At 75.4% G+C, this 22,581-nt stretch carries 18 protein-coding genes and 1 tRNA gene; 13 read left to right on the top strand and 6 right to left on the bottom strand.

What is annotated here, in order from left to right; genetic code table 11:
* The first annotated feature begins 2 nt into the window (after positions 1-2).
* On the top strand, positions 3-1,433 hold the full coding sequence (locus tag C8D89_RS18125) for a WS/DGAT/MGAT family O-acyltransferase (RefSeq protein WP_116709518.1): 1,431 nt from the start codon (positions 3-5) through the stop codon (positions 1,431-1,433).
* Positions 1,434-1,446: 13 nt separating this feature from the next.
* On the opposite strand, the gene C8D89_RS18120 is transcribed toward C8D89_RS18125, so the two are convergent.
* Positions 1,447-2,940, bottom strand: coding sequence for a gluconokinase (locus tag C8D89_RS18120; protein ID WP_116709517.1), 1,494 nt, complete (start codon positions 2,938-2,940; stop codon positions 1,447-1,449).
* A 153-nt stretch (positions 2,941-3,093) separates the two neighbouring features.
* On the opposite strand from C8D89_RS18120, the gene C8D89_RS18115 reads away from it, so the two are divergent.
* From C8D89_RS18115 to C8D89_RS18080, 7 genes are all read left to right on the top strand, one after another.
* A tRNA-Sec gene (locus C8D89_RS18115) sits at positions 3,094-3,189 on the top strand.
* A 47-nt stretch (positions 3,190-3,236) separates the two neighbouring features.
* Entirely contained in the window at positions 3,237-6,497 is a 3,261-nt protein-coding gene (fdh, locus tag C8D89_RS18105; RefSeq protein ID WP_243418210.1) for a formate dehydrogenase, read from the top strand.
* Entirely contained in the window at positions 6,494-7,579 is a 1,086-nt protein-coding gene (locus C8D89_RS18100; protein ID WP_116709514.1) for a 4Fe-4S dicluster domain-containing protein, read from the top strand. The genes fdh and C8D89_RS18100 overlap by 4 nt, the downstream gene beginning before the upstream one ends.
* Positions 7,576-8,619 carry an NrfD/PsrC family molybdoenzyme membrane anchor subunit gene (gene nrfD, locus C8D89_RS18095; protein ID WP_243418209.1) on the top strand — a complete coding sequence of 348 codons (1,044 nt, stop codon included), beginning with the start codon at positions 7,576-7,578 and terminating at the stop codon, positions 8,617-8,619. The genes C8D89_RS18100 and nrfD overlap by 4 nt, the downstream gene beginning before the upstream one ends.
* Before the next feature lie 73 nt (positions 8,620-8,692).
* Entirely contained in the window at positions 8,693-9,979 is a 1,287-nt protein-coding gene (gene selA, locus C8D89_RS18090; protein WP_116709513.1) for an L-seryl-tRNA(Sec) selenium transferase, read from the top strand.
* Positions 9,976-11,784: a selenocysteine-specific translation elongation factor gene (selB, locus tag C8D89_RS18085; protein WP_116709512.1), complete on the top strand. Its 1,809-nt coding sequence runs from the start codon at positions 9,976-9,978 to the stop codon at positions 11,782-11,784. Before selA ends, selB begins: the two co-directional genes overlap by 4 nt.
* Positions 11,785-11,984: 200 nt before the next feature.
* Complete coding sequence (locus C8D89_RS18080) at positions 11,985-13,241, top strand: cytochrome P450 (RefSeq protein ID WP_116709511.1); 1,257 nt, start codon at positions 11,985-11,987, stop codon at positions 13,239-13,241.
* Between the two features lie 141 nt (positions 13,242-13,382).
* Here C8D89_RS18080 and C8D89_RS18075 read toward each other — a convergent pair whose 3' ends face one another.
* The 3 genes from C8D89_RS18075 to C8D89_RS29360 form a co-directional block, all read right to left on the bottom strand.
* Positions 13,383-14,222 carry an RNA polymerase sigma factor SigF gene (locus C8D89_RS18075; protein WP_116709510.1) on the bottom strand — a complete coding sequence of 280 codons (840 nt, stop codon included), beginning with the start codon at positions 14,220-14,222 and terminating at the stop codon, positions 13,383-13,385.
* Positions 14,219-14,677 carry an ATP-binding protein gene (locus C8D89_RS18070; RefSeq protein WP_116709509.1) on the bottom strand — a complete coding sequence of 153 codons (459 nt, stop codon included), beginning with the start codon at positions 14,675-14,677 and terminating at the stop codon, positions 14,219-14,221. Before C8D89_RS18070 ends, C8D89_RS18075 begins: the two co-directional genes overlap by 4 nt.
* A gap of 92 nt (positions 14,678-14,769) precedes the next feature.
* A complete protein-coding gene (locus tag C8D89_RS29360) occupies positions 14,770-15,135 on the bottom strand; it encodes an anti-sigma factor antagonist (protein WP_165825783.1) in 366 nt (121 codons plus the stop codon).
* A 298-nt stretch (positions 15,136-15,433) separates the two neighbouring features.
* Here C8D89_RS29360 and C8D89_RS18060 point away from each other — a divergent pair, with 298 nt between their 5' ends.
* Entirely contained in the window at positions 15,434-15,751 is a 318-nt protein-coding gene (locus C8D89_RS18060; RefSeq protein ID WP_116709507.1) for a WhiB family transcriptional regulator, read from the top strand.
* A 47-nt stretch (positions 15,752-15,798) separates the two neighbouring features.
* Here C8D89_RS18060 and C8D89_RS18055 read toward each other — a convergent pair whose 3' ends face one another.
* Entirely contained in the window at positions 15,799-16,302 is a 504-nt protein-coding gene (locus C8D89_RS18055) for a bacterial proteasome activator family protein (RefSeq protein WP_423717158.1), read from the bottom strand.
* A 108-nt stretch (positions 16,303-16,410) separates the two neighbouring features.
* Between C8D89_RS18055 and C8D89_RS18050 the strand changes: the two genes are divergently transcribed.
* Positions 16,411-17,211 carry an ATP-binding protein gene (locus C8D89_RS18050; protein ID WP_165825782.1) on the top strand — a complete coding sequence of 267 codons (801 nt, stop codon included), beginning with the start codon at positions 16,411-16,413 and terminating at the stop codon, positions 17,209-17,211.
* 22 nt (positions 17,212-17,233) lie between these two features.
* Here C8D89_RS18050 and C8D89_RS18045 read toward each other — a convergent pair whose 3' ends face one another.
* Positions 17,234-18,331 (bottom strand): DNA topoisomerase IB, encoded by a 1,098-nt coding sequence (locus C8D89_RS18045; RefSeq protein WP_243418207.1) that lies wholly within the window; start codon positions 18,329-18,331, stop codon positions 17,234-17,236.
* A gap of 75 nt (positions 18,332-18,406) precedes the next feature.
* Here C8D89_RS18045 and C8D89_RS18040 point away from each other — a divergent pair, with 75 nt between their 5' ends.
* The 3 genes from C8D89_RS18040 to C8D89_RS18030 all read left to right on the top strand — a co-directional run bounded on the left by C8D89_RS18040 (position 18,407) and on the right by C8D89_RS18030 (position 22,569).
* Positions 18,407-20,158: a RecQ family ATP-dependent DNA helicase gene (locus C8D89_RS18040; RefSeq protein WP_165825781.1), complete on the top strand. Its 1,752-nt coding sequence runs from the start codon at positions 18,407-18,409 to the stop codon at positions 20,156-20,158.
* Between the two features lie 61 nt (positions 20,159-20,219).
* Positions 20,220-20,582 carry a hypothetical protein gene (locus C8D89_RS18035; protein WP_133251957.1) on the top strand — a complete coding sequence of 121 codons (363 nt, stop codon included), beginning with the start codon at positions 20,220-20,222 and terminating at the stop codon, positions 20,580-20,582.
* Between the two features lie 43 nt (positions 20,583-20,625).
* Positions 20,626-22,569, top strand: a complete 1,944-nt coding sequence (locus tag C8D89_RS18030; protein ID WP_116709501.1) for a 4-alpha-glucanotransferase — start codon at positions 20,626-20,628, stop codon at positions 22,567-22,569.
* The last annotated feature ends 12 nt before the right edge of the window (positions 22,570-22,581 follow it).

Genomic DNA, 22,581 nt, shown 5'->3' with positions numbered 1-22,581 from the left:
CGATGGCGACGATGTCGTTCCGGGACGCGATGTTCCTGCTGGCGGAGTCGCGCGAACGGCCCACCCACGTCGGGTCGCTGATGCTCTTCGACCGCCCCGAGGGCGCGGGCCCCGACTACCTCGCCGACCTGCACCGCCGGCTCGTCAGCGGCGACGTCGACGTGGCGCCGCTGTTCCGCCGTCGGGCGATGCGCGGGGTGTCGACGCTGGGCCAGTGGGCCTGGGTGAACGACGACGACATCGACATCGAGTACCACGTGCGGCTCTCCGCGCTGCCGCGCCCGGGCCGCATCCGCGAGCTGCTCGAGCTCGTGTCCCGCCTGCACGGGAGCCTGCTCGACCGGCACCGCCCGCTCTGGGAGTTCCACCTCATCGAGGGCGTGGAGGGCGACCGCTTCGCGGTCTACAGCAAGATCCACCACGCGATGATGGACGGGGTGCGCGCGATGCGGCACCTCGAGAAGGCGCTGAGCACCGACCCCGAGCGGCGCGACATGGAGCCGTTCTGGGCGGTCGACCCGCGGCCGGGGCGCAGCAGCCGACCGGTCGGCGAGTCGGCGCCCGCACCGTCGGGGGTCATCGGGTCGGCGCGCGAGTACGTCGGCGGGGCGCTGCGCACCGCGGGGACGCTCGCCGAGACCGTGGGCCAGACGCTCAACGTCGGTCCGGCGCTGCTGGGGTCGCTCTACCGCGGGCTGGTCTCCGACGACCTGGCGCTGCCGTTCGAGGCGCCACCGAGCATGCTCAACGTGCCGATCACGGGCGCGCGTCGGTTCGCCGCGCAGTCCTGGCCGATCAAGCGCATCCAGCGCGTGCGGGAGCGCACGGGCACGACGTTCAACGACGTGGTCCTGGCCATGAGCGCGGGTGCCCTGCGGCGCTACCTCTCCGAGCGCGACGGCCTGCCGACGAAGCCGCTGGTGGCGGCGCTTCCGGTCGCGCTCGAGGACTCCGGGTCCGGCAACGCCCTCGGCGCGATCCTCGTCAGCCTCGCGACCGACGAGCCGGACCCCGCCGAGCGACTGCGCAGGATCCGGCAGTCCGGTCTCGCCGCGAAGCAGAACCTGCAGGGCCGCGACCCGATGACGGTGGCCGCGCTCAGCGCCGTCGTGGCCGCCCCCATCGGCCTGGGCCTGGTGCCCGGATCGTCGGCGGTCAACCAGGGCTTCAACCTGATCATCTCGAACGTGCCCGGCCCGAAGGACCCGCTGTACTGGGAGGGCGCGAAGCTCGACGGCATCTACCCGATCTCGGTGCCCCTCGACGGCCAGGCGCTCAACATCACCGCCATGTCCTACGCGGACGACATGGAGTTCGGCCTGACCGGCGACCGGCGGGCCGTGCCGCACCTGCAACGCCTGCTGGGTCACCTCGAGGAGGCGCTGGTCGAGCTCGAGGCCGTCGCCGACGCGACCGACCCGGCCGTGGGGTGACCGCGCCCGCCGGCTAACGGTCCAACGCCGCGCCGACGTCCGCGAGCGCGGCGTGGACCTGCTCGAACAGCGGCAGGCGCGCGTCGTACACCTCCGCGTCGGGGCCGGGGTGCAGCGTCTCGCCGAGCGGCACGCGCTCGGCCGCGGCCTCGAGGCCCTCGGGTCCGGGCGGCAGCAGCCCGACGCCCTGCATCCCGAGCAGGGCGGCGCCGAACGCCGAGCCCTGGTCGACGGCGGGGAAACCGACGGGCAGGCCAAGAGCGTCGGTGAGCAGGCGGCGCCAGAGCTCGCTGCGCGTGGCCCCGCCCGTGGCGCGGACCTCGTCCACCGCCTGGCCGGCCTCGCGCATCGCGTCCAGCACGAGCCGCAGCTGCAGGCACACGCCCTCGAGCAGGGCGCGCGTGACGTGGCCGGCGCCGTGGCGACGGTGCAGGCCGACGAACGCCCCGGCACCGACGGAATCCCAGTGCGGCGCACGCTCGGCGAGCAGGTGGGGCAGCGCGAGCAGGCCGTCGGCGCCGGCGGGGACGGCGGCGGCCGCGGCGAGCAGGTCGTCGACGTCGCGGTGCAGCGTCTCCCGCGCCCAGTCGAGCACCAGCCCGCCGTTGGTGATCGCCCCGCCCACCACCCACCGCTGGTCGGCCAGGCCGTAGCAGAACACGCGGCCGCGGGGGTCGACGGCGGGGCGGTCGACGGTGACGCGCAGGGCCCCGCTGGTGCCGATCGAGCAGGCGGCCACGCCGGGGCGGACGCCGCCGACCCCCAGGTTCGCCAGCGGCCCGTCCCCACCCCCGGCGACGACGGGCACACCGGTGGGCAGGCCCCAGTCGCGCACGCGCAGCCGGCCGACGACCGCGGTGGGCGCCACGGGTTCGCCCAGCGCGTCGGCGGCGATGCCGGCGATGTCGAGGGCCTCCGGATCCCAGGTGCCGGTGGCGAGGTCGAGCAGCCCGGTGCCCGAGGCCCCGGAGGTGTCGGCGACGCGGGCCCCGGCGGCCCGGGCCAGCACGAACTCCTTGACCCCGCCCCACGTGTGCGCCGTGGCGTGCAGGCTCGGGCGGGCGCGGCGCAGCCAGGCCAGCTTCACCAGCGGGCTCATCGGGTGGATCGGCGTGCCGGTGCGCCGGTGCAGGGCCAGCGCGCCGTCCCGTCGGCGCAGCTCGCGGGCCGTCTCGGTGGCGCGGCTGTCCGCCCAGGTCATGAGCGGCCCGACGGGGTCGCCCTCGGCGTCGAGGGCGAGCAGCCCGTGCATCGCCGAGCTGAAGGCGACGGTGGCCACGCGCGCGGGATCGAGGTCGGCGACCGCGTCGCGCACCGCGTCGCCGACGGCCTCCCAGAGCGCCTCGGGGTCCTGGACGGCGGCGCCGGGCTCGGGCTCGTCGAGCCGGTGCGGGGACTCGCCGCGGCCGTGCTCGGTGCCGTCGGGGGCGAAGGCGACGGCCTTGGTGGCCGTGGTGCCGATGTCGACGCCCAGGACGAGGTCGGGGACGAGGTCGGGCGCCGTCATCGGGGGACCGGGCTCGACGGCAGCACGACGGCGGCGGCCGGGGGCCGGGTGTCGCTCGCGGTCCACACGCCGGTCCTGTTCCCCCGCCGGCGGCCGCCCACCCCGGCGCGCCCCGATCTGCGCCGGGCCGGGGCCGCACCTAGGCTCCCGAGCGGAGGCGTCTGGGTGCCTGGTGGCCCCCGCGGTCTTCAACACCGTAGTGGTCGAGCATCTCGGCCAGGCGGGTTCGATTCCCGTCCGCCTCCGCCAACACCACCACCGCAGCACGACCTCCTCGACCCCCCGGGAGGACCTCGATGGGCGTCCGCACGTGGCTCGGCGAGTGGCCGATGGTCCGCCAGGCGACCGGTCCCGACCCGCTCGCGCGGGGCGCCGCCGTCCAGTCGCCGCGGACCCGCACCCTCGAGGCGCGCACGCACGGCGCGGACGAGGTCGTCAAGTCGGTGTGCCCGTACTGCGCGGTCGGCTGCGGGCAGAACATCTACGTCCGGGACGGGCGCGTGACCCAGATCGAGGGCGACCCCGACTCGCCGGTCTCCCGCGGACGGCTCTGCCCCAAGGGGTCGGCGTCGACGTCGCTGGTCACCTCCCCGACGCGGGTGACGACGGTGCGCTACCGGCGCCCGTACGGCACCGAGTGGGAGGACCTGGACCTCGACACCGCGGTCGACATGATCGCCGACCGGGTGATCGACGCCCGCCGCAAGGGCTGGCAGGACACCGACGACGAGGGCCGCGTCCTGCGGCGCACGCTGGGCTTCTCGAGCCTGGGCGGCGCGACGCTGGACAACGAGGAGAACTACCTCATCAAGAAGCTGTTCATGGCGCTCGGGGCGATCCAGGTGGAGAACCAGGCGCGCATTTGACACAGCGCCACCGTCCCCGGTCTGGGGACCAGCTTCGGCCGCGGCGGCGCCTCGAACTTCCAGCAGGACCTGCAGTTCGCCGACTGCATCGTCATCGAGGGCTCCAACATGGCGGAGGCCCACCCGGTGGGCTTCCAGTGGGTGATGGAGGCGAAGGCCCGCGGGGCGACGATCATCCACGTCGACCCGCGCTTCACCCGCACCAGCGCGGTCGCGGACCTGCACGTCCCGTTCCGGGCGGGCACCGACATCGCGTTCCTCGGCGGACTGATCCACTACGTGCTCGACAACGAGCTCGACTTCCGCGAGTACGTCACGACCTTCACCAACGCGTCCGAGATCGTCGGGGAGGACTTCGCCGACGCCGACGTCAGCGGCATCTTCTCGGGCTACGACCCCGAGACCGGGCGCTACGACCCCATCTCCTGGCAGATGGAGGGAGGGGTCTACGAGGCCCCGGCCGCCGGCCAGCGCGACCACTGGGAGCCCGAGCTGCGCGAGCACCACGCCGCGCACGCGTCGGACACCGCCGGGGGCGCCGGCGAGCAGGCGCACGCGCCGGCCGCGCCCGAGCGCGACGACACGCTGCAGCACCCCCGCTGCGTGTACCAGGTGCTCAAACGGCACTACGCCCGCTACACCCCCGAGGCCGTGTCGCAGGTGTGCGGCATGAGCGTCGAACAGTTCCTGGAGGTCGCCCGCGCGATCACGCGGAACTCCGGCCGTGACCGGACGACCGCGTGGGTCTACTCCGTGGGCTGGACGCACCACACGGTCGGCGCGCAGTACATCCGCGCCGCGGCGATCCTGCAGACGCTGCTGGGCAACATGGGCCGCCCCGGGGGCGGCATCCTCGCGCTGCGCGGCCACGCGTCGATCCAGGGCTCCACCGACATCCCCACGCTGTACGACCTGCTGCCGGGCTACATCCCGATGCCCAACGCGCACCTGCACACCGATCTGCAGAGCTTCCTCGACGCGGACGCGGCGAAGACGGGCTTCTGGGGCCACATGGACGCCTACCTCGTCAGCCTGCTCAAGGCGTGGTGGGGCGACGCGGCGACGCCGGAGAACGACTTCGCGTTCGACTACCTGCCGCGGCTGACCGGCAACCACGGCACGTACGGCATCGTCCGCGACCAGATCGACCGCAAGACCTACGGCTACTTCCTCGTCGGCGAGAACCCCGCGGTCGGCCACGCCAACGGCAAGATGCAGCGCCTCGGGCTGGCGAACCTCGAGTGGCTCGTCGTCCGCGACATGCAGATGATCGAGTCGGCGTCGTTCTGGAAGGACGGCCCCGAGATCGAGACCGGCGAGCTGCGCACCGAGGAGATCGGCACCGAGGTCTTCTTCCTCCCGTGCGCGAACCACACCGAGAAGTCGGGGACGTTCACCAACACCCAGCGGCTGCTGCAGTGGCGCCGGGAGGCCGTGCACCCCCCGGGTGACGCCCGCTCGGAGCTGCACTTCTACTTCCACCTGGGACGGAGGATCCGGGAGAAGCTGGCCGAGGCCCACCGCCGTGGGACACCCACAGCCGAGCAGATCGAGCGCGACCGTCCGATCCTCGACCTCACCTGGGACTACCCGACGTTCGGGGTGCACTCCGAGCCGGACCCGGAGTCGGTGCTGGCGGAGATCAACGGATTCGACGCCGACGGGAACCCGTTGTCGAGCTACACGCAGATGACGGCCGACGGCTCCACGTCGGGCGGCTGCTGGATCTACACCGGTGTGTACGCCGGCGGCGTCAACCAGGCCGACCGGCGCAAGCCCGGGTCCGAGCAGGACTGGGTCGCGGCCGAGTGGGGCTGGGCGTGGCCGGCGAACCGGCGCACGCTCTACAACCGGGCCTCGGCCGACGCCGAGGGACGGCCGTGGAGCGAGCGCAAGGCCTACGTGTGGTGGGACGCCGACGCGGGGCGGTGGACCGGGCACGACGTGCCCGACTTCGAGGCCACCAAGGCGCCGTCGTACCGGCCGCCGGAGGGCGCGCAGTACGAGGACGCCCTCGCCGGCACCGACGCGTTCATCATGCAGGCCGACGGCAAGGCGTGGCTGTACGCGCCGACGGGGCTGGCCGACGGGCCGATGCCCACGCACTACGAGCCGGTCGAGTCGCCGGTGGCCAACCTGCTGCACGACCAGCAGGACAACCCGGCGCGCGAGGACATCGACCGCGCCTGGAACCGGCTCAACCCGGCGATGTCGGACACCTACCCCTACGTCTTCCTCACCTACCGGCTCACCGAGCACCACACCGCCGGCGGCATGAGCCGCTTCCTGGGCTACCTCTCCGAGCTCCAGCCGGAGTTCTTCTGCGAGGTCTCCCCCGCCCTGGCCGCCGAGCGGGGCCTCGAGCACCTCGGGTGGGCGACGCTGATCTCGACGCGCACGGCGATCGAGGCGCGCGTCGTCGTGACCGAGCGCATGAAGCCCCTGCGGATCGGGGACCACGTCGTCCACCAGATCGGACTGCCCTACCACTGGGGGTCCAACGGCCTGTCCGTCGGCGACCCGGCGAACGACCTGCTCGGCGTGACCATGGACCCCAACGTGCACATCCAGGAGTCGAAGGTGGCCACCTGCGACATCCAGCCCGGGCGTCGACCCCGCGGACCCGCGCTGCTCGAGTTCGTCGAGTCCCACCGGCGCAAGGCCGGGGTGGAGCCGGGAGGCATCACGTGACCAACCTCTTCGATGCGTTCACGGGGACGGCGAACTCGCTGTCCGGCCCGCTGCCCGATCCCCAGACCGACGCCGGCTGGTCGGACGCGCACCCCAAGCGGGTCGGCTTCTTCACCGACACCTCGGTGTGCATCGGCTGCAAGGCCTGCGAGGTGGCGTGCAAGGAGTGGAACCTGGTGCCCGACGACGGCACCGACGCCTCCGACCTCTACCGCCTCACGGGGATGTCCTACGACAACACCGGTGACCTCGGGGCCTCCAGCTGGCGGCACGTGGCGTTCATCGAGGACGTGCGCCCGCACGGCACGGCGACGCCGGCGCACGGGGGCCAGGAGACGGGCTTCCTGCCCGCCGGGCTGCCCGCGGTGCACGGCGGCGGCAACGGTCACACGCCGCGGGACGCGGCGAGTGCGCCGCCGGGCCCGGATCCCGCCCAGCCGGGCACCGTCGACCTGCTCGCCCTGCTGCCCGACGGCGGCGCCCACGGCCAGCAGACCCCGGACGACGAGCGCGACGTGCGCTGGCTGATGTCCTCGGACGTCTGCAAGCACTGCACCCACGCCGGGTGCCTCGACGTCTGCCCGACCGGCGCGCTGTTCCGTACCGAGTTCGGCACCGTCGTGGTGCAGGACGACATCTGCAACGGCTGCGGCTACTGCGTCCCGTCGTGCCCCTACGGCGTCATCGACGTGCGCGAGTCCGACGGCGGCGCCCACAAGTGCACGCTGTGCTACGACCGTCTCGGCGAGGGCCTCGAGCCGGCGTGCGCGAAGGCGTGCCCCACCAACTCGATCCAGTTCGGCGACCTCGACGAGCTGCAGGCCGCCGCCGACGCCCGGCTGGCCGAACTCCACGGGCGCGGGGTGCACGAGGCCCGCCTCTACGGCCGGGACCCCGACGACGGCGTCGGTGGCGACGGGGCGTTCTTCCTGCTGCTCGACGAGCCCGAGGTCTACGGGATGCCGCCGGACCCGATCGTCACCACCCGCGACCTGCCCGAGATGTGGCGCAACGCCGCGCTGACCGCCGTCGGGCTGGGTGCGGCGCTCGTCGCGGCGTTCTGGAAGGGGGGTCGGCGGTGACCGACGCGAACACGGAGATGCCCGAGCGGTTCGGGCACGACCGGGGCGACGACCGCGACCGCGGCAGCGGGAAGCGCCGCGGGCGCAAGGGCGAGCAGCTGCAGGTTCCCGAGGCCGACTTCCGCTCGTACTACGGCCGGCCGATCATCAAGGCGCCGGTGTGGAAGAACCCGGACGTCCCGCTGTACCTGTTCCTCGGCGGCCTGGCCGGCACGTCGGCCGGGCTCGGGGCGCTCGGCGCGGCCACGGGCCGGCCGACCCTGCGGCGCACCGGGCGGCTCGCCGCGGCCGGCGGTGCCGTCGGCGGCACCGCCTTCCTCGTCCACGACCTGCACCGCCCGTCGCGGTTCCTGCACATGCTGCGGGTGCTCAAGCCGACGTCGCCGCTGTCGGTGGGCACGTGGATCCTCTCGCCGTTCGCGACCTTCGCGGCGGCCACCGCGGCGTCGGAGGTGACGGGCCTGGTGCGTCGCGCCGGCGACGCCTCCGGGGTCGTGGCCGCGGTGATCGGGCCGGCGCTTGCCACCTACACCGCCGTGCTGTTCTCCAACACCGCCGTGCCGACCTGGCACGAGGCGCACCGGGAGCTGCCGATCGTGTTCGCGGGCAGCGCCGCCGCCGCCGGTGGGGGCATGGGCCTGGTCGGGTCGTCGGTGCGCGACAACCTGCCGGCCGCGCGCCTGGCCGTCGGGGGCGCGGCGGTGGAGCTCGTCGCGGGCGAGGTGATGGAGCGCAGGCTCGGCCTGCTCGGCGACGTGTACGGCAAGGGCCGCGCCGGGGTGCTGATGAAGGCGTCGAAGGCGTGCCTGGCCGCCGGCGCCGTGGGCGCGGTGCTGGGGCGTCGGCGGCGGTGGTCGGCGGCGCTGTCCGGGCTCGCGCTGATGGCGGGGTCGGCGCTGACCCGCTTCGGTGTGTTCGACGCGGGGATCGCGTCGGCCAACGACCCCGCGCACATCGTCGTCCCCCAGCGCGAGCGCATCCGGGCGCGGCAGGCGACGAACCAGGTGGACACGGCGCCCTCGGATCGGGCCTTTGCCTGATGGCTTGTGAGTGCTTGTCCGTGCTGGGGCACGGACAAGCACTCACAAGCGCGAAGCGCCAAGATGGGCCTCGATGAGTGAGGACCCCCGCCGGCGGGTGCCGCGCACCGACGCCGTGCTCGCCGACGCCCGGCTGGGGCAGGCGCTCGCCACGCTCGGGCGTGCGCGGGTCAAGGAGGTCGTGGTCGCGGCACAGGGCCGCGCCCGAGCCGGAGAGATCGCCCCGGAGGCGGTGGCCGACGAGGTCGTCGCGACGCTGCCGCGCACGGCCGCCTCGATGCGGCCGGTGATCAACGCGACCGGCGTCCTGCTGCACACCAACCTCGGGCGCGCACCGCTGTCCGGCGCCGCGCGCGACGCCCTCGACGCGGCGGCGGGCACCACCGACGTCGAGCTCGACCTCGCGACGGGCGGGCGCGGGCGGCGCGGCGCGGGCGCGCTCGCGGCGCTGGCCGCGGCGGTCCCGGACGCCGGGGGTGTGCACGTGGTGAACAACGGGGCCGCGGCGCTGACCCTGGCCGCGACGGCGCTGGCCGCCGGGGGTGAGATCGTCATCGCCCGCGGCGAGATGGTCGAGATCGGCGACGGCTTTCGGCTGCCCGACCTGCTGGAGTCCACCGGTGCCCGGCTGCGGGAGGTCGGCACCACCAACCGCGTGCGCCGCGAGGACTACGCCGCGGCGGTCGGCCCGCAGACCGGGATGATCCTCAAGGTCCACCCGTCGAACTTCGTCGTCACCGGGTTCACGTCGTCGGTGCCGGCGGGCTCGTTGACCGACCTCGGGGTGCCGGTGGTCAGTGACATCGGGTCCGGGCTGCTCGCGCCGCACCCGCTGCTGCCCGCCGAGCCCGACGCGGCGAGCGAGCTGCGCGACGGCGTCCCGCTGGTGACCGCGTCCGGGGACAAGCTGCTCGGCGGCCCCCAGGCGGGGCTGCTGCTCGGTGACGCCGACCTCGTGCAGGGCCTGCGCCGCCACCCCCTGGCCCGGGCGTTGCGGGTCGACAAGCTGACCCTCGCCGCGCTGGAGGCGACGCTGCGGGGGCCGACGCCGCCGGTGCGGGCGATGCTCGAGGTCCCCGTGTCGGAGCTGCGGGCGCGGGCCGAGACCCTGGCCGCGCGCGTCGGTGGGGCGGTCGAGGTCGTCGCGTGCGACGCCGAGGTCGGCGGGGGCGGCGCGCCGGGGGTGGCGCTGCCCAGCGCGGGCGTGGCGCTGCCCGCCGCGGCGGCGGACGCGCTGCGGGCCGGTGAGGATCCCGTCGTGGCGCGCGTCGAGCAGGGGCGCTGCGTGGTCGACCTGCGGTCGGTGCCGCCGGAGGCCGACGCGCGGCTGGCGGCGGCGCTCGCCCGGGTCCTGCGATGAGGGTGGTCGCCACCGCCGGCCACGTCGACCACGGCAAGTCGACGCTGGTCCGGGCGCTCACCGGGATGGAGCCCGACCGGTGGGCCGAGGAGCGGCGCCGGGGCATGACGATCGACCTGGGGTTCGCGTGGACGAGGTTCGCGGGTCTCGAGGAACCCGTCGCGTTCGTCGACGTCCCCGGCCACGAGCGGTTCGTGACGCAGATGCTCGCGGGCGTCGGTCCGGTGCCGGCGACGATGTTCGTGGTCGCCGCCGACTCGGGGTGGATGCCTCAGTCCACCGAGCACCTCGACGCGCTCGACGCGCTCGGGGTGCGCCACGGGCTGCTCGTCGTCACCCGCAGCGACCTCGCCGACCCGGAGCTGGCGCGGGACGAGGCGCTCGAGCACCTCGCGGAGTCGTCGCTGGGGCGGCTGCCGGCGGTGTGCGTGTCGGGGGCGACCGGCGCGGGCCTCGACGCCCTGCGTGCCGCGCTGGCCGACCTGGTCGGCGGGCTGCCGCAGCCCGACCTGGACGCCGACGTCCGCTTGTGGGTGGACCGCGCGTTCACGGTGCGCGGTGCGGGGACGGTGGTCACCGGGACGCTGGGGGCGGGCACGATCCGCGTCGGGGACGAGCTGGCGCTCGGCGAGCGGACGGTCGTCGTGCGGGGGATGCAGGCGCTCGGGGAGAGCGTCGACCCCGTGCGCGCCGTCGCGCGCGTCGCGCTGAACCTGCGCGGGGTGGGGCTCGACGAGATCGGGCGGGGCGACGCGCTGACCACGCCCGGCCGGTGGCTGCGCGGCGACGTCGTCGACGTCCGCGTCGGGCCGCCGCGCGGCGCGACGGCCGCGGTGGACCTGCCGCAGCAGGTGATGCTGCACGTCGGCTCGGCGGCGGTGGCCGCGCGCGTGCGTCCGCTGTCGCGGGAGGACGCCCCCGACGACCCGTCGGGCGTGACCCGGACGGTGCGCCTGACGCTGCGCGAGGCGCTGCCGCTGCGCCCCGGTGACCGCGCGCTGCTGCGCGACCCGGGCGCGCACCGGGTGCTGGGCGGGGTGATCGTGCTCGACGTGCGCCCGCCCGCGCTGCGCCGGCGGGGGGCCGCGAAGGCGCGCGCCGGGGAGCTGGCGGCGGCCGAGGGCGTGCCGGACGCCGCCGACGAGCTCGCGCGGCGGCGCCTGATGCGGCGTGACGACCTCGTCGCGCTGGGCGCCGAGGTGCCGTCCGACGTCCCCGGGGCGGCGGGCTGGCTGGTCGACCCGGCGTGGCTGACGGTGCTGGCGCAGCGGCTCGTGGCCGCGGTGGCCGCGCACGCCGAGGCGCAGCCGCTCGACCCGGGCCTGCCGGCGAAGGCGGCGGCGCGGGCCCTGGAGCTACCCGACCCCCGGCTGCTCGACCTGGTGCTCGCCGAGCCGGCGGCGTCGTCGCTGGCAGCGGTCGGTGGGCGGGTGCGGGCTCGGGACGCGGGCGGGCTGCCCGACACGGTGCGGAAGGCGGTGGCGACCGTGCTCGCCGACCTCGCCGACGCCCCGTTCCAGGCACCCGAGGCGCACCGGCTCGCCGAGCTGGGGCTGCGGAGTCGCGAACTGGGCGCGGCGGTGAAGGAGGGCGCGCTGCTCAAGGTCGGCGACGGGATCTACCTGGCGCCGGACGCGGTGGAGGTCGCCGTCGCCCGGCTGGCGGACCTGCCCTCGCCGTTCACGCTGTCCGAAGCGCGCCAGGCGCTGGGCACCACGCGCCGCGTCGCCGTGCCGTTGCTCGAGTACCTGGCGAAACAGGGCCGCACCCGCCGCGACGCCGAGGGCCGCCACGCGCTGAAGTGACCGACCCGCGGCGGGCCTTCGTGCTCGAACACGGGGTGTTCGAGCAATGCGGCTTTGCTGGCGTTCAACGCCAGGATCACCACATCGTCGCGGGCGCGACACGCCGGGAATCGCCGGCGCGGCGGGGGGCTACGTCGGCGTCCGACGACGAGGTCGCCGGCTGGCTTCCACCGCGTGCCGGCGCCGAGCAGGATCGCGTCATGGACCTGCGTCGCGACGTCGCGCTCGGCGCGCGGCTGGCGGTCGTTCGTACCGGGGGCCTCGCGTTGGCGCTGGCCGGCGACCCGGTGCTCCGCCTGCTCTACCGGCCCTGGATCGACGACCCCGTGCCCATCCAGCGCCGCCTGCGGGAGGCCGCCCAGCCGTACCCGAGCCGCAGCGGCGTGCTCGTCGTCGCCACCGCCGCCATGTGCCGCGACCTCGTCCGTGACCGCCGGTTCATGGTCCGGACGCGGTCCGGGGGTTCGCTCGGCGGCTCCGTCGACGGCGGGCGTGACCCGCTGCTCGAGCCCGTCGACCTGTCCTTCCTCGGGATGGACCCGCCCGAGCACACGAGGCTGCGGCGGTTGGTCGGCGGCTGGTTCACGCCGGCGCGGGTGAACGCGTACGAGCCGCTGGCCACCCGGCTCGCGGAACGGCTGGCCGACGACGCGGCCCGGCGTGGGCGCTTCGACCTCGTCGCGGACGTCGCGACCCCGCTGCCCGTCGCCGTCATCGCGGAGATCCTGGGGGTCCCCGACGACGACGCGGACGTGTTCGCGCGGTGGGGGCAGGCGGTCGGGGCGGGGCTCGGCGGGGTGCGGTCGCTGCGCGCGCTGCACCGTCTCGACGCCGCCGTCGCCGAGCTGCGGGGGCTGCTGGGCGGCCTGCTCGAGCGCCGGCGCCACGACCCGGCCGACGATCTCCTCAGCCACCTCGCCGCCGAGGACGTCGACACCCACGAGACGATCAGCCTGGCCGCGCTGCTGCTGCTCGCGGGGTTCGAGACGACGAGCACCCTGCTGGGCAACGCCGTCGCCGCGATGACCGACGCCCGCGAGCCCTGGGCGCAGCTCGCCGCCGACCCGGCGCGTAGCGGCGACGCCGTCGAGGAGAGCCTGCGCCTCGACGCGCCCATCCAGTTCACCGCCCGCACCCCGCACGAGACGGTCCGGCTGGGCGAGCGCGACGTCACACCCGGCACGGTGGTCATGGCGATGCTCGGGGCCGCCGGCCGCGACCCGGAGGTGCACGACGACCCCGACGTGTTCGACCTCGACCGGCCGACGAAGGGCGAGCACCTGGCGTTCTCCGGGGGCATCCACTACTGCCTCGGTGCGCCGCTGGCCCGGCTCGAAGGGCGTGTCGCGCTCGCGGCCCTGGCCGAACGGACCCCGTCGCTGCGTCGGGTCCCGGGGGCGGTCCGACGGCGGTCACTGTTGCTGCGGAGCTACCAGAGCCTGCCCGTCACCGTGTGACCTGCGGGCCCTGTTCACGCCCGGCGTGTCGTGCACGCGAGGATGTGGCGTTTCTGGCGTCTGACGCCAGCAAAGCCGCATTGCTCGAACACCCCGTGTTCGATCCGCCAGCGAACGCCGACGTCGGGGTCGGCGCGGGGCTCAGGACGGGGGCGAATCGGTGAGGTCGGCGCGCAGGGTCGCGAGGGTGCGGGTGAGCAGGCGGGAGACGTGCATCTGCGAGACGCCGACGCGCTCGGCGATCTGGGTCTGCGTCATGCCGCCGAAGAAGCGCAGCATCACGATGGTGCGCTCGCGCTCGGGGAGCTTGCGCAGGGCCGGCTGGACGGTCTCGCGGTGCTCGACCTGCTCGAGCTCGGCGTCGGCGCTGCCCAGCACGTCGGCCAGGCGCCCGGACGACGGGTCGTCGACGAGCATGTCGTCCAGCGAGCTCGACCGGTAGGCGTTGGCGGCCTCGAGGGCCTCGAGCACCTCCTCGCGGCTGCGCTGCAGGTGCTCGGCGAGCTCGCCGGCGGTGGGCGCGCGGTTGAGCTGCTGGGACAGCTGCGGCATCGCCGACCCGATGGCCAGTCGCAGGTCCTTGAGCCGGCGGGGCACGCGCGTCGACCACGCCTTGTCGCGGAAGTAGCGCCGCACCTCGCCGGTGATCGTGGGCACCGCGTAGGACAGGAAGTCCGAGCCGCGCTCCGGGGAGAAGCGGTCGACCGCGTGGATCAGGCCGACCGTGGCGACCTGCTCGAGGTCCTCCTGGGGCTCGCCACGCTGGGCGAAGCGCCGGGCGATGTGCCGGGCGAGCGGCAGGTAGCCCTCGACGAGGCGATCGCGCAGGGCCTCGCGCCGGGGGTCGTCCGCCGGCAACCCCGCGTGCTCGGTGAGCAGCGGGACGAGGTGCTCGTAGGAGTCTTCGTTGCGGGAGCCCGACGAGGAGCGCGGCGACGGCCCCTCCGCGTCGCCCGCGAGGGCGCGCGCCGGCTCGCTCACGGGTTGAGCCGTTGCTTGCGCAGGTGGATGCCGAGCCACTCGGGGTCGGCGTCGAGGACCTGGGCGTCGTCGGTGAGCGTGGTGAGCACGCGCCAGCCGAACGTGTCCTGGCGCAGCGTGGCCCCGTCCGACACCGGGACGCGGCAGATCACGTCGATCCGGCCGTCGGCCATGGCGAACCCGCACCGCAGCTGGCCGCCCTCGCGGGCCAGCGGCACCAGCGCCGAGCAGGCCTCGTCGACCGCCATCCGCAGGTCGGACACGGCGTCGAGGTCGAAGTCGGCGCGGGCGGCGAGGTCGGCCGCGACGGCGCGGACCGACGGGATCAGCGCCGGGTCGGCGTGCACGCGGACCTCGACCGGCGTCGGGGTCTCGGCCAGCCCGCCGGGGCCGCCGGCACCGGGATCGGTGGCGGTGGACGAGCGATCACGCTGCTGCGGTTCCGGCGTCTGCACGGCTGCTGATCTCCGTTCGCGGCAGGTGAGGAGGTCGATGGCGGCGCCACCGTATCGGCGGAGCCGGGGAGGGCGGCAGGCCCCCGGCCCGGTCACCCGGCGAGGGCGGCCTCGACCGACGGGTAGAGCGCGAACAGGTCGGTGAGCCCGGTGGCCTGCAGCGGCCGGCTCACCGGACGCGAGTTCGCCACGAGACGCAGCGCGACGTCGCGGTTGCGCGACTCGTCGAGGGCCTCGACCAGCAGCGCCAGGCCGCTGGAGCCCAGGAACTCGACCGAGAGCATGTCGAGCACGAGCACCGAGGGCTTGCCCTGGAGCTCCTCGTTCACCTTCGCGCGCAGCGCGGGCGTCGTCAGCATGTCGATCTCGCCGGCCAGCCGGATCACCGACGCGCCGTTCGACCGCTGCACGTCGACGCCGAGCGGGTCCTCAGCAGTGAGGTCGTCATCGGTGGCCACGACGTCTGGTCCCCCTCCGGTGGGTCGGTCCGCTCCGAGTCGGTCGCGGGACGGCGCCGCACTCGTCGCCCGTCCCGCCGCAACGTAGCGGGTAGTGGGCGACAGCCTACTCGTCACCCCCCGTGGACACCTCGACACGCCGCCCCCGGCCCGGTCACATCCGCACGCTCCACCATCGTGGCGTGTCCTGGGCCGTTCGAGGGTGTTTGCCGCCGCAGGCCCGAGGGGATACCGGCGCCACAGGACCGAGCCGGGGGTACAGCTCCTCCGTCCGGGCCCCCCGACTGGGAGGAACGCCATGGCCGACATCCGCCTGCTGCCCGGCCCGATCATCGACGAGTGGGACTGGCAGCTCCACGGGGCCTGCCGCGGGATGGACTCGAGCTTCTTCTTCCACCCCGACGGTGAGCGTGGCCCGCGCCGCGAGCACCGCGCCGCCGAGGCCAAGAAGGTCTGCGCCTCCTGCCCCGTGATCGAGCCGTGCCGCCGCCACGCGCTCGCCACCCGCGAGCCCTACGGCGTCTGGGGCGGACTGACCGAGGACGAGCGTCGCCTCGCGCTGCGCGGACGGTCCGGCGACGCCGAGCGGGGCGCCGTCGTCTACGAGGCCCGCTGACCCGTCCCGCTGACCCGCCCGTCGACCCGTCAGCCGCCGGCGGCGGCTCACAGGTACTGGCCGCCGCCCTCCCCCGCCGTGGCCGCCCGGCCCGGCACGCCGGCCACCCCACGACCCTGACGCATCTGCTCGAGCTGGCCCCGCGCCGCCATCTGCTGCGCGAGCACGGCGCTCTGGATGCCGTGGAAGAGGCCCTCGAGCCACCCCAGCAGCTGGGCCTGGGCAATCCGCAGCTCGGCCTGCGACGGCGCCACCTCCCCCGCGAACGGCAGCGTGATGCGGTGCAGCTCGTCGCGCAGCTCGGGCGCGAGCCCCTGCTCGAGCTCCTGGATCGAGCGCTCGTGGATGTCGGCGAGCCGCGCGCGTCCCGCTTCGTCGAGCGGGGCCGCCCGCACCTCCTCGACGAGCTTGCCGACCATGCCGGCCACCCTCATCACCGCGCCGGGCGAGGCCACCAGGTCCCCCGTGCCGGCGCCGTCGCCCGCCCCGGAGGCGGCGGCCGCGGCGAGGGCGGAGGAGGGCCGTTCGTCCTGCTCGCTCATGCGCCTCATCATGTCGTGCCGCGGCGCACCCGTCGCGTCGACCCAGCCGCCGCGAGGCGTCGACGAGCCCGTGCTTGGGTGGGGAGACGGCGGGGTACCAGGGGCCGGAGGTGAGTGGTGGACACGAGTATCGAGCTGGCCCTCGAGACGGTGGGGCACAGCGACGCGGACGACGAGGCGGCCGCCGCCGACGGGGATCCCGTCGATCCCGGCGCGCCCGGGACACCGCTCGTCCTCACCCTGCGCGGGCCGCTCTCCGAGCGGACCGCCGGGCCGCTCGTGGACCGGCTCTGCCACCTGCTCACCCGGCACGGCGGCGTGGTCGTCGACCTCTCCGGGGTGTCGCTGACGCACTCCGGCGCCGTGCACGCCTTCTCCGAGGCCGCCGCCCGCGCCGGGGAATGGCCCGACGTGCGGCTCGTGCTCGCCGCTCCCGACGCCACCCTCGCGGCCCTGCTCGTCACCTCCCGCGTCGCCCAGCGCGTCCCCGTCCATCCGGACGTCCCCACCGCGGTCGCCCACCTCGACGACCGCCCCGAGGTACTGCGCGGGTACTGGCACTTCGACGTCGACCCCCGCGCCCCCGGTGACGCCCGCGGCCACGTGCGGCGGGTCTGCCGGCACTGGGGCATCGACGAGGACACGCGCGAGGCCGCTGAGATCGTCGTCACCGAGCTCGTCACCAACGCCGTGGAGCACGCCTCCAGCGCGTCCGTGGTCGAGGTGTGGCGCCGTGACCACTCGCTGCGCCTGACCGTGCGCGACTTCGACCTGACGGTTCTCCCCGAGGCGCACCTGCCCGACCCCTCCGCCCCGCGCGGGCGCGGCCTGGCGATGGTGGCCGCGGTGGCGCGGACCTGGGGCGTCGAGGCGCACCGCGACGGCAAGACCGTGTGGGCGGAGATGGAGACGGTCTGAGCCGGCCGGCCGCAACCGCCGGTCAGGCCGCGGCCACGGCCACCGTGTCGGCGCCGCCGGCGAGGCGTTCGTCGAGCAGCTCGAGGACGGCCCGCTCGATCCGCGCCCGCACGGCGTGGTCGTCGTCCCCGGCGCCCTCGCGCAGGACCCGGGCGATCGTGCGCCCGCTCTCGAAGTGGGAGACGAGCACCGGGTCGACGTAGGAGCGCTTGGTCACCGCCGGCGTGTTGCCGAGCTGCTCGGCGACCGTCTTCATCGTCTTCGTCACCGCGCTGCGGCGGCGGCGCTGCGCACGCGGCGGACAGCCCGACTCGTCGCACTCCCCCGCGAGCGCCACCGCGGCCTGCACCCCGGCATTCCAGGTGCGCAGGTCCTTGGCCGTGAACTCGTCGCCGATCAGCTCGCGCACCGCGTCGTTGACGTCCTGGGCGGTGACGTCGTGCCACGGACCGCGGTCGCCACCGCGCCCGCCGCGCCGGTAGGCCAGCAGGTCCTCGCCGCCCCCGCGACGGCGCTTGAGCGAGGTCACGAGACCGTGGACGTGCTCGTCGTAGAGGGTGACGCGCCGGGGCACGCCGGACTTCGCGGTGTAGCTGAACTCCACGCCGCCATCGCGCCGGGCGATCGCGTGCTCGCGGCGCAGGGTGGCGAGGCCGAACGACGCGTCGCCGGGCGAGTCGTCGCTGGCGTACTCCTCGCCGCCGACGCGGAAGACCCCGAGGTCGAGCATCCAGACCGCGCCGGCGAGCACCCGGTCGCGCCCGAGACCCCGGCTGCCGGCCAGGCGCGCGGTGATCTCCTCGCGCGCGCCGTCGAGCACGTGGCCCAGGCGCGCGACGCGGACGAACTTCTCCTGGTCGCGTTGCCTGGTCCACTCCTCGTGGTACCGGTACTGCCGTCGACCCGCGGCGTCGTTGCCGACGGCCTGGATGTGGCCGTCGGGGTCCGGGCAGATCCAGACGTCCTCCCACGCCGGCGGGATGACGATCGCCTTGATGCGGTCCAGGGTGGCGGCGTCGGCCACCGTCTCGCCGGTCTCCCGGTCGAAGTAACTGAAGCCCTTCCCCCGCTTGCGACGCCCGTAACCGGGGCCGTAGGGCTCCATGTGCACCAGTTCCACCGGGCCGGGCTACCCCCCGGGTGTACGCACCGAACGCCCCGTTTCCGGCGGCGCCCGGTCGGCTACCACCCGCCGGTGACCGACTCCTCCTCCCGCTCCGACGAGGGACTCCTGGGCCCCTGCGGGCCCGTCACCCCCGAGGCCCTGGACGCCGTCGCCGCGGCCACCGCCCGGGTGCTCGGCGAGGGCGCCGAGCTCGGCGACGGCCAGCGCGACGCGGTGCTCGGCGCGCTCGTCGACGACTGCCTGGCCGTCCTGCCCCCCGCCGCCGGCAAGACCGCGGTGTACGCCGTGACCGGCCAGGTGCTGGGCGGACCGACCGTGGTGGTGTCACCGACGCTGTCGCTGCACCACGACCAGGTGTCCCACCTCGTGGACGCGGGCCTGCGCGCGGAGATCCTCAACTCGACGCTGGCGAAGGGGAAGCGCTCCGAGGTGCTGGACGTGTTCGGTGCCGGCGACCTCGACGTGCTCGTCACCTCGCCCGAGCAGCTCGCGCGCGCCGACGTGCTCGACGCGCTGGCGCAGGGCGCACCGCCGCTGCTGGCCGTCGACGAGGTGCACTGCGTGTGCGACTGGGGCCCCGACTTCCGCCCCGACTACCTCACCCTCGCCGTCGCCCGCCGCCGCCTGGGCCACCCGCGGGTGCTGGGGCTGACCGCGACGGCGTCGGTGCCCGCCCGCGGGGAGATCCTCGAGCTGCTCGGCGTCCCCGACGCCTGCGTGGTGGTGCGCGACCCCGACCGCCCGAACATCCACCTCGCCGCCCACCTCGTGCACTCCGAGGACACGAAGTGGGACCGCGTGGTCCGCGAGGTCACCGGGCTCGCCGCTGACGGAGCCGCGGGCATCGTCTACGTCACCACGCGCCGCCACACCGAGCTGGTGCGCGACCGGCTGCGTGACGAGGGGGGTGGTCTTGTCGCCACCGAGGCCTACCACGGGGGGATGAAGGCCGCCGAGCGCGGCCGCATCCAGGACGCGTTCATGGCCGGCGAGGTGCCGGTCGTGGTCGCGACCAGCGCGTTCGGCATGGGCATCGACAAGCCCGACGTCCGCTGGGTGGTCCACGGCGACACCCCGACCTCGATCGACGCCTACCACCAGGAGGTCGGCCGCGCGGGCCGCGACGGGCAGCCCGCGACCGCGGTGCTGTTCCACCGCCCGCAGGACCTCACCCGCCCCAAGCTCTTCGCGTCCGGCCGGGACGCCGGGCCCGAGGCGCTGTCGACGGTGCTCGCCGCCGTCGCCCAGAACCCCGACGGCGTCGACCAGGGCTCGCTCGCCGAGCCGGCAGGGCTGTCGAAGGCCGCGCTGTCCCGGGCCGTGCCGGCGCTGGTCGCGCTGGGGGCGGTGCGCCGTCTGCCCGGGCGCAGGCTCGCCCCCGGCGACGCGCTCGGCAGCGACGGCAGCGACGGCATCGACGTCGCCGAGCTCGCCGCCGAGGCGGCCGGGCTGGTCACGCGTCGTCGGGAGCGCGAGGTCAGCAAGGTCGAGCTGGTGCGCCGCTACGCCGAGTCGACCGGGTGCCGGCGCCGGACGTTGCTCGAGACGCTCGGTGAGCCGCGCGACGAGCCGTGCGGGTACTGCGACGAGTGCGATGCCGGGCACCCCGGCGACCCCGGCGACCGGTCGGGGCTGCACGAGGAGGGCGTCCGGCAGGAGGGTGACCCCGTCCCCGGCGAGGCCGTGCAGCACGAGCAGTGGGGCCGCGGCACGGTCACGACCGTCGCCGAGGAGTCGGTCGTCGTGCTGTTCGACGAGGGCGGCTACCGAACGCTGTCGTTGCCGCTGGTGCGCGAGAAGCACCTGCTCGAGCCCGCGTGAGCGTCACGTTTCCCGTGATCCGCGCCCGCCGATCCCGGGGGCACGACGACGGAAGGTGATCGTGCTCCACGAACCGATCGACACCACCCTGGCCCCGCCGGCCGCCACCCCCGACCTGACCACCACCGACCTGACCACCACCGACCCGGCCCGCTCCACGCCGGAGGCGCCGGACGACCTCCGCGCCCTCGCCCGCCGGGCGCGCCGTGACGTCACGGCCGCGCGGGAGCTCGCTGCGGCGCTGCTCGCCCGCGGCTGGGCCGCCCGCCGTGCCGCGGCGCTGTCCGGGCTCGCCGAGACCGCGGTCGCCGCGTTGGGTCGTGTACGCCGGCCCGGTACGGCGGCGGGCTTCGTCGCCGACGACGTCGCCGCCCGCGCGCGGCGCCGCGCCGACGCCGCCCACACCGCGCCGTCCCGCACCTGACATCCTGCGCACCCCGTCCCGCCGAACCCCGTAGGAGCAGCCGGTGGCCGTCGAGCCCGACCTGGCCGAGCTCGCGTCCGCCCACGGTGTGGCGGTGCGCTATCGCGACGCCGACGAGCGCGAGGTGGAGGTCGACCGCGACGTCGTCGTCGACGTCCTCGCCGCCCTCGACGTCGACGCCTCGAGCCCCGCGGCGCTCGAGGCGTCGCTGCAGCAGCTGCGCGACCGCGATCCCGACGCGCTGCCGCCGACGCTGGTGGTCGACGAGGGCCACGGACGGGCGCTGCCGGCGCCGGGGCGGATCACGCTGGAGGACGGCGGGGTGCGCGAGGTCGGCGGGTCGGTGCCCGCGGACCTGCCCGTCGGCTACCACCGGCTCGCGTGCCGGGGGCAGGACGTCACGCTGATCGTCGCGCCGCCGCCGCTGGAGCCGCCGCCGCCGACGTGGGGCTGGATGGTGCAGCTCTACGCGCTGCGGTCGTCGGGGTCGTGGGGCGGCGGCGACTTCGCGGACCTCCGCGTGCTGCTCGAGCGGTCCGCGGGCGAGCAGGGGGCCGGCGCGCTGCTGGTCAACCCGCTGCACGCGCTGGCGCTGTCCGCGGAGGTGGAGCCCTCGCCGTACTCGCCGTCGACCCGGCGTTTCCTGCACCCGCTCTACCTCCACGTCGAGGACACCGCGGCGTACGGCGCGGCGCCGGCGTCGGTCCGTGCCTCCGTGGACGGCTTGCGACCCGAGTCGGGGGACCTCGTCGACCACGACGCGGTGTGGGCGGCGAAGCGGCGGGCGCTGGAGACGCTGCAGCCGTACGACCCCGCGGCGCCGTCGGACGTGGACGCCCTGGACGAGGAACGCCGCGACGTCGCCACCTGGTACGCGCTGGCCGAACGCCACGGCAGCGACATCGCGGAGTGGCCCGAGGACCTCCGGCACGTGGACGGCAGCGGCGTGGCGCGGGCGCGTGCCGAGCTCGCCGACCGGGTGCTGTTCCACGCGTGGTGCCTCGACCTGGCCGACGCGCAGCTCGCCGCCGCCCACGAACACGCGGCGGGGATGGCCGTGGGGCTGATCGCCGACCTGGCCGTCGGGTGCTCGGCGGGCGGCGCGGACGCGTGGACGCTGGCCGGGGCGCTGGCACCGGGGGTGACCGTGGGCGCACCGCCCGACGACTTCAACCAGCAGGGCCAGGACTGGGCGCTGCCGCCGTGGCGACCGGACGCGCTGGCCGCGTCGGGGTACGCGCCGCTGCGATCGATGATCCGCGCGGTGCTGCGGCACGCCGACGGCCTGCGCGTCGACCACGTCGCGGGCCTGTGGCGGCTGTGGTGGATCCCGCCGGGGCGCGGCGCGCGCGAGGGCGCGTACGTGCACTACGACGCGCGGGCGATGCTCGCCGTGGTGGCGATCGAGGCGTTGCGGGCCGGCGCGGTGGTGGTCGGCGAGGACCTGGGGACCGTGGAGCCGGAGGTCACCGAGGGGCTCACCGAGCACGGGATGCTCGGCTGCGCGGTGCTGTGGTTCCAGCGCGACGACGACGGCGCGCTGCTGCCCCCGCGGCGGTGGCACCCGGACACGCTCGCGAGCATCTCCACCCACGACCTGCCGACGGCGGCGGGGTTCCTGCGCGACGAGCACGTGCGGGCACGTGCCGAGGCGGGGGTGCTCACCGACGTGGACGCGGCGCGGGAGGACGCGTCGCGGGACCGCGCCGAGCTGCTCGACCTGCTGGAGTCCGAGGGCTTCGGCGTCGACGACCCGTCCGACGAGGCCGCGGTGATCGTGGCGATGCACCGGCTGCTCGCCACGGCGCGCTCGCGGATCGTGCTCGCGGCGTTCACCGACGTCGTCGGCGACGTGCGCCAGCCCAACCTCCCGGGCACGGTCGACGCCTACCCGAACTGGCGCATCCCCCTCTCGACCTCCCTCGACGACCTCTTCACCGACCCCCGCGTCACCGCCGTGGCCGCAGCGCTCCGCGCACGTGCGTGATCTTCTGAGCTA

Source organism: Actinomycetospora cinnamomea, assembly GCF_003096675.1.
In the GTDB taxonomy this organism is placed as follows: Bacteria; Actinomycetota; Actinomycetes; order Mycobacteriales; family Pseudonocardiaceae; genus Actinomycetospora; species Actinomycetospora cinnamomea.
This window is presented reverse-complemented; position numbering and strand designations above follow the sequence as displayed.